At 59.3% G+C, this 216-nt stretch carries 1 protein-coding gene; it reads left to right on the forward strand.

The window, feature by feature from the left end; all coding sequences use genetic code 11:
- Positions 1-216, forward strand: a 216-nt coding sequence (locus tag ACZBJS_RS42910; RefSeq protein WP_463440382.1) for a hypothetical protein, incomplete at both ends; no start/stop codon positions are given.

A 216-nucleotide genomic window follows, 5' to 3' on the forward strand; every position in this document is an offset into this window, starting at 1 on the left:
TCATCCGCTGGTGCGGTTGGCAGCGCTGATCGACTGGAACATCCTGAATGAGCGCTTCAGTTCGGTGTGCCAAGCAGGGTCGGGACAGCCGGGCTTGCCGACGCGGCTAGTGGCTCGTCACAGTGATTTTGACGGTTTGATACCGAGCCAGCTTAGGATCGGCAAGTTCTCTGGCGGCACGAGGATTTCGATGCTTCTGGGGATATCGGCTCGACG

The organism is Bradyrhizobium sp. KZN70725 (genome assembly GCF_055264925.1).